The following is a 6,169-nucleotide window of genomic DNA, read 5'->3' as shown; positions in this document are numbered from 1 at the left end:
TAAGCAGAAACTGAATGCTGAACTGTAAGCCCAGAAACCAATATCGGATTTTCTTGCAATCTTATTGGTTAAGCTCATTAATGCATCAGGATCAGAGTAGGATTCACCCATGAATGCATGGAAGATGTGTCCACCAGGAGTTAAGCTGTGGTATTTACCTTCGATTTTAACTTTATCTGCAAAGGAAATGTCACTGTTTACAGGTACATGTGAGGAGTTAGTGTAGTAGTTAGCTCCATTGTCACCTTGTAAGATTGCTTTATCTCCGAATTGCTCTTTATCCAAGGTTGCAAATCTGTATGCAGTGGATTCAGCAGGAGTTTGCAATACAGACCATCTGAGTCCAGTTTCTTCTTGTAAGGATTTTGCTCTTGCGTTGATGTATTCTAAACATTTGATACCAAATTTGTTTGCATCAGGGTTTTCAATACCTTCACCAAATAATGCAAGTAACATTTCATTAAGACCACAGAAACCAAATGATAAGGTAGCGTTTTGGATTCTGTAATAGGTTTCACCATCAACCTTTTGATCTAAGAATGGTAAGATATCAAAGTTGTTTAAACAGTTAAGACCTTGGTTTCTTCTAATCATTAAGGTTTCAACAGCTAAATCCATGTAGTTGTCCAAGTATTCGAATACATCGTTTTCATCTCTGGATTGGTATCCGATTCTTGGTAAGTTCAATGTTACGTAAGCTAAGTTACCTGTTCTTAAACAGTCTTGTTCCCAGTCACCGGTCCATGTGTCTTGGAGACAGGTTCTGCAACCCATGTAGTTAGCCATTTGACCTCTGTATTTAGGTAACATGTTTACGAAGTAAGATGAACCGTATTTTGCAGAAAGTTCATGAACTAAACGTAAATCATCATCATAGTCACCTTTTAAGGTCTCTTCACGTAAAGTGTAAATAGTATTTGGGAATAAGTGAGGTTTACCTTCGGAATCTCCTTCAAGCAAGATTTCAGTGAATGCTCTTTGGATCATTCTGGTTTCATCCTCAAAGTCAGCGTAAGTTCCTACAACTTGTCCTTTTGGACCGTATGCAGTTACATCCTGCAAGAATTTTGGAACTCCGAATTCTAATTGCATGCTTGTAAATGGAACTTGGGAACCTCTTGCTGCATAAGCCATGTTCAAGTTGTATACTAACATTTGAATGGATTGTTTTACTTCATCATAGCTTCTGCCGGTTGCAAATGGTGCAACAAATACGTTCCAGAGGGACATAGCTTGTCCACCAGACATGTTTTGCTGTGCTGCTAACATGATTTCACCAGTATGGTTCATCAATGTTTCCATATGGGAAGGAGGTGCAGCAACTGAAGTGTGATCTCCAGTACCGTCAACTTTAAGACCATGTTTAATGAATGCTCTTATATCATGTTGGAGACAGTTCAATGGTCTTCCAGCAAAGAATTCCAAGTCGTGAATGTGAATGTCACCAGACATGTGTGCATCTGCTAAGTGAGCTGGTAACATGTGTAAGAGTGCATATTGTTTTAATGCTTCATCAGCAACATACTTGTGAATGGATTCAGGGTTATGCATCATGTTTGCATTGTCTCTTGAACCGTTTTCAATTAAGGAAGTGATGTTGTAAACAGGAATACCTAAACGAGTGTATCTGCTTCTTAAATCTTCTAATCCGTATTCAACAAGTTTTGTGTTTACGATTTCCCTAATCATTGGAGCGGTAAGGTATTCTACATTGAGTTTTTTAAGTTCTTTCCAAACTTCAGTAGCAATTTCAAAAGCAGTTTCTTGGGAAGCACCGGTTTCTTCAACTAAGGTACTTGCAATCTTTGCCATGTCGAATGGTTCGATTTTATCTCTTGAAGAACGTACTTTTAAAGTAGTTTTTGCTAAGTATTTGTTAGCTGCTTCAGAATCTACTTCTTCCAAGCATTCGTAAACAATCTTTTTAATCTCTTTAGTGCTGATTCCATCGTATAAGTTTTCAACAACAGTTGAAACAATTCTTTCAGATTCAAAGTATGGAGCATCAACCATCACTAAGGACTTTAACAATTTCTCATAACTGAAAGCTTCACAAACACCGTTGTTTTTCTTAACGGTGATTTTAGCTCTTCTAATATCGTTTTCTACATTATCGACTTTTTCCACTTTAACACCTTCATTTAAAATAAAAATCAAATAATAAATAATTAATTTAATAATTAATGTAATCATGAAAATTTAGATAAAACTTTCAAATTGATTACTAATAATTATGTATTTACATGTATAATATCCGTTTGAAATTATACGAAAGTTAGTAACTATACAAAAAGTTAGTTACTGCACGAAATAATATATATCATAAGATGTATATAAATCATTCGTTTTTATACGAACAATATTCGTTATGGGAATATTCAAAATTAGAAAACACTTAAAACTTGTTTAAAATTAAAAATAATTAAGGAAAAACCTTAATTAAAAAACAATAAATTAAAGAATCCAATGAAATTCACTATCCAAATATGAAAATCAAATAAAAGTCCACATCAAATAAATTATTTTCCAAAGAATACATCCAATGAACTTTGCTTGGATTTGTCACTTTCAAACAATGAATTAATACCAAATTCCTGAATTTCCAATCTTTGCTCAAGGTAGTGTGATACAGGATACCTATTTACAAGGTTCTGTGAAATTTCAAGATACTTGACCACAGATCCCTTGGAAACACTGAGAATCAAGTCACCACCACATTTGCATTTGCCGGTTAAAGGCATTCTCCTATATTTAGTACCACATTTAGGACATCTTACTTTCTGTTTAGAGAAAGCTCTTGAATTTCCCATGATATCAGGCAAGAAGTGGGAAGACAATACTCCTTCTACGACTCCCCTTTGATCAACTGCCCTAATGAGTTCAGCTAAATTGATTTGAGCTTCAACCTTCTCTTTCATGGAACCTAAACGTTTGTATAAGCAAACTTTTGGTCCGGCATGAATGCTTGAAGTGTGATGGGAAAACATCAAGTCATGATACTGCCTATCAGTACCTAAATGCTTAGCCACATTATCCACCAAATCTAACATATCCGCGGGTTTTAATGGTTCCTGAGACCTTTCAAAGAATTCCAATGGGAATCTTTCAAAGATGTCCAAGTTATGGGATTCATCATCTATCTCCTCCGGATCTATACGGGTGGATAAAACCAAAGGAGCATCCATACTTCCTCCACGAGTGCTTGGCAAGTAGGATTTTGAGAAATTGATCAATGCATCCAACAGCAATAGCACAGAATCCTCATCACTGTCACAGTTTCTCCTTTTTGCAGAATGGAAATAAGGGTGTGCATAACATCCTAAAGCCTTGGTGAATCCTACAATACGGCCCAATACTCCTGCAGATGTGTGGGGAGCAAGACCTGCAATAAGATGTCCAATCAAGTCATATTTGTCCTTCACATTATAGAACCTTTCCATTCCATAATATCTCTCAAGCAAATCATCAACGAAATTAGCCACACCTACCAAATACTCTCCACAATTATCGGAAACCACAATATCCTGAACCTTAAGTTCAATGATTTGGTCTTCACTTACAATGTCTTCACCGTAACAGTCCTTAGTATATCCCATTTCCAATAATTTTGGAACAGTCACCCCAATTTCACTTGGAATGAAGTGGGTGAGAGGCAAATCAGTTGAGTCATGACGTATAGTTCCTTCCTTAAAGGTGAACACTTCATTTTTAGCTCTTAAAATACCTTTTTCCAAAGGTTCTGGAAGCTTGTCTTCAGAAATTAAACCAACAACACCTTTAACTTCATCAACTTTACGAACTCCAACATTATTTGAAGCCTTGGAAAGCATATGAGCCAGATTTAATTCTTTAGGGCCAGATTTTCCTATAACAGTAGGTGATCCGCAATGTGGGCAAATAGCTTGGAATGAACTTAATCTGCAATCAGGATTTGTACATTCCCTTCTTGCAAATTCAACCTTAATCTTTTTCTTTTTAGCGGCTTCAGCAACTAAACGTCTGTTTCCGCCATTGTTTCCAATAGGGAACAAGACATGAGGAGCAGGCCTCATCAATCTTTCCTTGGATTTTTCAGGACGGCCTACCCTTGTACCGATATAGCATGGCGCCTTATCCTTAATCTCGAAATCAATATTATCATTGATGATATCAACAACTTTCATCTTGTAATACTCATCAGCGAGATATTTTGAATAATCCCCAGTTATAGTCTTAAGTAAACTAAATCCGTGATTTTTGTCAATTATTACTTTTCCATCATGAAGCTTATGGCATAAGCCCATAACTTCCAAGATTCTTTTTTGATAGGATAAATCAAGTTCTAAATCCTCTCCATTTTGATATCCCTTTTCCAAGTAGTCCCTTTTTGTATCTAACCACTGGCTTAAGTCAACTAAATCCTTAATGGAGATGTCATTATAATAATAAGTGTATTCAGGATGCAAAGGCACATTAAACTCTTCGGTTATATTAAATGCTTCTTCAACAGTGAATTTCTTGGTTTGCAATGAATCTAAATTGAATGCCTCTTTTTCCTCATCAGTGAATGATTGATATTTTTCGCTGTTTCTTATTGTTTCAATCCACCATTCCTCGCACCAGCAAGCACCTAACATCGGCTGGTTATTTCTTAAGAATTCACCGAATGCAACAAGCATGTCCCCTAGGAAAAGAATCTCAACAACTTTTCCTTTAACCTTTCTAGCATCTTCAATGGAATCCAATCTGCGAACTTCACCTGATTTCAACTTTACAGTTGGCCCTTCAATAGAGTCTACAGGAACTACACAGTTACCTTTACCAGGCCTTTCAATCTTGAGCTGTGTCCCAACAGCCAAGAATTCCAAGAGTTCCATTGTTGCTGGGTGAACACCCATAGTTGCAAGACCTGTATTTCTTGAACGACCATATCTGAGTCTGAATCCTCCCTTTTCAGAAGGATATCCTAAAACTGGCCTTCCACCAATGATATCATGAGCATATTTGGAGTGTTCAAAGAGTTCATTCTTATCAATGATATTGTCATCAATCTCTTCAACTATTTCTTCACTATCAGATTGTGAACCCTCTTCTTCCTTAGAGGAGCCTACACCTTTAGCATATTCAGCTAAAAATTCCCAACTGTCCAAATTAAGGGTGTGAGCATATTTTAAGATCTTTTTGGATTTCTGAATAACTCCCTCTACCATCGCAAGAAGAGCTCCACCTCTAATGTTATTGGTTTCTACACGAGGCAAGTCTCTGTGAGACACTTCAACCTGGTCTGTTGGCTCTCCACTGACTTCAACTGGAATGCTTCTTGCAGCTAACCTAACCTCTTCAGGAGTTGGTGAGTATTGCAAATTGGTTACTTCAGATTCGTAAAGCTCAACTTCCTCCACATACCTTTCTATTTCATCATCAGTAGGCTTATAGATGTCAAGGCCTGTAGCTACACGTATCTTATCACCTAAAAGAACAGATAATGCCGCTGCAGTACCTCCTGCACTACGAATAGGCCCTGCAAAGTATACAGCAACATACTTGCTTCCATCGGAATTGCTTTTGATCTTTACTCCAGAAATACCTTCCAAAGGAGCTGCTACAACCCCTTCTGTTAAAATAGCTAAAGCGGTTCTTAATCCTTGGTCTGCAAAAGCCTGTTTTTCAGCCTCTAATTTAGCACCTGTTTCATTTGATTCCTGAGATGCAATTTCAGCAGCAATCTCGAATGCAACCTCTTCCCTAGACATATCCTTTTCCAATTCTTTGATACGCTTTGCAATGCCTTTAGGACCAACAAGCCCTTCCACTCTCTCTGCTAAGTCCTTTGCCAATGGAATTTCAGTCTCTAACTCAACATCAAACCCTTTTGATCTTGCCTCATTAGCTATCTCATAGAGTTTAAGAGTTTCACTTTCCAATCTTTCAAAATAATCCATTCCAGCATCCATTATAATCACTGATAAATAAAACTGATAGGTTAAATAATAATTAAATTTTTTCTGATTTTTTCTCTAATATTATTATATTCCTTATCATATTTAAAAATATTAAGAGAGCAATTAAAAACTAATGTGAAATTGAAAAAATTTGTAAAAAAATAAAATTATTATCTAAAAATAAGTTAAAATGTAAAAAAATATTTAAAAAAAAATAAAAATTATTATCTAAAAATAAGTTAAAATGT

The 6,169-nt window shown here is 36.2% G+C and carries 2 protein-coding genes; both read right to left on the bottom strand.

Annotation, left to right across the window (positions count from 1 at the left end; genetic code table 11):
- Positions 1-2,193, bottom strand: a 2,193-nt coding sequence (nrdD, locus tag IJI80_RS03770; RefSeq protein ID WP_292787770.1) for an anaerobic ribonucleoside-triphosphate reductase, incomplete at its 3' end; no start/stop codon positions are given.
- 326 nt (positions 2,194-2,519) lie between these two features.
- A complete protein-coding gene (polC, locus tag IJI80_RS03765) occupies positions 2,520-5,933 on the bottom strand; it encodes a DNA polymerase II large subunit (protein WP_292787768.1) in 3,414 nt (1,137 codons plus the stop codon).
- Positions 5,934-6,169 lie beyond the last annotated feature (236 nt).

This window comes from Methanobrevibacter sp., assembly GCF_017432245.1.
Lineage (GTDB): Archaea > Methanobacteriota > Methanobacteria > Methanobacteriales > Methanobacteriaceae > Methanobrevibacter.
The sequence above is the reverse complement of the archived record's forward strand: the minus strand, read 5'-3'. Positions and strand labels throughout refer to the sequence as shown.

Coding starts and splice junctions, on each gene's coding strand:
- polC (WP_292787768.1), bottom strand. CDS start 5,933: ATGGATGCTGGAATGGATTATTTTGAAAGATTGGAAAGTGAAACTCTT.